Origin of the sequence: Streptomyces sp. NPDC059524, assembly GCF_042749255.1 — a bacterium.
Taxonomy (GTDB): Bacteria; Actinomycetota; Actinomycetes; order Streptomycetales; family Streptomycetaceae; genus Streptomyces; species Streptomyces xanthii.
The window spans coordinates 35142-37541 of record NZ_JBHYTK010000037.1; the positions used below are offsets into that span (position 1 = coordinate 35142).

2 protein-coding genes and 1 pseudogene are annotated in these 2400 nt (G+C 76.3%); all 3 read right to left on the reverse strand.

Annotated features, from left to right (window positions below):
• Positions 1 to 175, reverse strand: a pseudogene (locus tag ACFW9D_RS13585) (cysteine dioxygenase); the annotation flags it as partial.
• A 112-nt stretch (positions 176 to 287) separates the two neighbouring features.
• Positions 288 to 506 (reverse strand): putative leader peptide, encoded by a 219-nt coding sequence (locus tag ACFW9D_RS13590; protein ID WP_384621332.1) that lies wholly within the window; start codon positions 504 to 506, stop codon positions 288 to 290.
• Positions 415 to 2133 carry an FAD-dependent monooxygenase gene (locus tag ACFW9D_RS13595; RefSeq protein WP_384621334.1) on the reverse strand — a complete coding sequence of 573 codons (1719 nt, stop codon included), beginning with the start codon at positions 2131 to 2133 and terminating at the stop codon, positions 415 to 417. The genes ACFW9D_RS13590 and ACFW9D_RS13595 overlap by 92 nt, the downstream gene beginning before the upstream one ends.
• Positions 2134 to 2400: the final 267 nt, after the last annotated feature.

Here is a 2400-nt window from a genome sequence, read left to right on the forward strand (position 1 = left end):
CGGGCCCCCCCCCCCCCCCCCAGGTGCGGCCCTCCGGATCGAGCGGCAGCGAGGCCACGAGGTCACGGTCCGCGGCGGTGCGGCGGACGAAATCGAGCAGATCGGCCTGGGTGGGCGGCGCCGCGTCGGGCGCGACCGGGACCGAAGGCGTGCGGGAGGGCGTGGGCAGTGACACGGCTGACCGTCCTGGAGTTCGCGAAGGGCGCGTGCCGCAGGCGTCGGGACGACGCGGGCGCCGGGCAGCGGCGAAGAACCGCGGGCACGCGGAAAGGGGAGAAGATGCGAATTCAGCAGGACGGGCGACACGTGCAGCCCGCGTAGCGGACCAGGTCCATGTGGACCCTCCGCCACAGGCGCACATCGGTGTCGATCGTCACGCTCCGGAGTACACCACGGTGGCGGAGGCCGGTCAACTCACCCTCGGGCAGGGCCTCCCGACGTACGGCCACGGCCACCACCGCTGCCCTGACCGCCACCGCCACCGCCACCGCCACTCCCGCGCGCACCGCTGCGCACCGGCTCGCCCTCGGCCGCCTCGTCCTCGGCCTGATCGGGAGCGGCCGGCGCGCCGAGCGCGCTCCGCGCGGCCTCCAGCAGCTCGGCGGGGCGCACGCCGTTCAGCGCCGTCACCAGATGCCCGTCGGGGCGGACCAGCAGCACCGTGTGTGCCGCAGCCTGCGGATAGGACTCCGTGACCAGGAGCTCCGTCTCCTGCGGCAGGGCCGCGACCGCCTCCGCGAGCCGGGGCATCAGCCCCGCCGACATCCAGTGCTTGCGGTCCCACACGCCCGTACCGGGTGCGACCAGGACCACCAGGAGCCGCCCGAGACCGAGCCGGTCCCGCAGCCGCACCGTCGACCCGTCCGGCGCCGTCACGCGAACGTCGGACACCGCGGCACCGGGCTCCGTACCGATCGCGGCAGCCGCCGCCGTGAGCGGAGCGGCGAGCGGGGAGTCCGGATAGGCGCCGGGGGCACCGAGCGGGCCGAGCCCGAGGTGACCGTCCGTGAGCAGTGCGTCGTGCCCTCGCGCGGCACCGGGCACGTACGAGCGCAGGCCGCCGCCCCCGCGCAGTATCGGCAGCGCCTGGTCCGCGGCGCGCAGCCGGCCGGCGACGACGGCGCGGCGCTCGGCCTGATAGCTGTCGAGCAGCGCGGACGACCCGCCCCGCGGACCGTCGTGCCAGGCCAGGGCGAGCTTCCACGCCAGGTTGTCGGCGTCGCGCAGCCCCTCGTCGAGGCCCTGTGTGCCGAGCGCGCCCAACAGGTGCGCGGCGTCACCGGCGAGGAAGGCGCGCCCCACCCGCCAGCGGCGGGCCAGCCGGTGGTGGACGGTGTGCACGCCCGTGTCGAGCAGTTCGTACGGCGGGGTGGAGCCCCCGCACCAGCCCGCGAGGGTCTCCCGGACGCGCGCGACCAGCACGTCAGGCGTGACCAGGTCGCTGCGGGGCGGCAGCAACCAGTCCAGGCGCCAGACACCGTCGGCGAGGGGGCGGCCGACGATCTCCGAGCCCGAGGGGCCCGAGGTCCGCCACGGAGGGTTCCGATGGAGCAACGCCTCACCGGGCCACGGAAGTTCCGTCCGCAGCGCGGCGACCGCGTGCCGTTCGACGGCCGTGCGTCCGGGGAAGCGGATGTCGAGGAGTTTGCGGACGGTCGAGCGGGGACCGTCGCAGCCCACCAGGTGGCTGCCGCGCCACACGGTGCCCTCGGGGCCGCGCGTGCGGGCCGTCACGCCCGACGCGTCGTTCTCGATCGCGTCGAGTCGGCTGCCGACCGCCAGCTCGACCAGGGGTTCCCCGGCGACGGCCGCGCGCAGCGCGCCGGTCAGTTCGTGCTGGGCCAGGTGCAGCGGAGCGGGCAGGTCCTCACCGAAGGTGAGCGCGCGCATCTCCTGCTTGCGGCGCAGGGAGCGCCATCCGGTCCAGCGCGCGCCGACCCGGTCGAAGGACCGCCCGGCCAGCCGCTCGACGAACGCGGCGGTGTCCTCGCGGAGCACCACGGTGCGGGCCGGCCGCTGCTCGTCCTTGCCGGAGCCCTCGTCGAGCACCACGGACGGCACGTCCTGGCGGGCGAGGGCGAGGGACAGCGCGAGGCCGACGGGCCCGGCGCCGACGACGATCACCGGATCCACGGCGCGGCTCCTCCTGCCCCGGAAGGCGCCGCGACCGAGGGCGCGGGCGGCGTACTGGACGTACAGGGAGAGGCAGTTGGAGCGGGGTGCGCGTTCACAGAGCGTATGCAACCCATTGCCGGTGCTTGCGTCAAGTGACGGGGGGCGTGTGGGGTAAAGCCCAACCCCCCCGACGCCCGGCGGGAGCGTGGGGCCCGGGGGGTTGCCCGGAGGGCGGGGCCGGGGGGGGGGGGGGGGGGGGGTGGCGGGGGCCGCGGACAGCGCCAC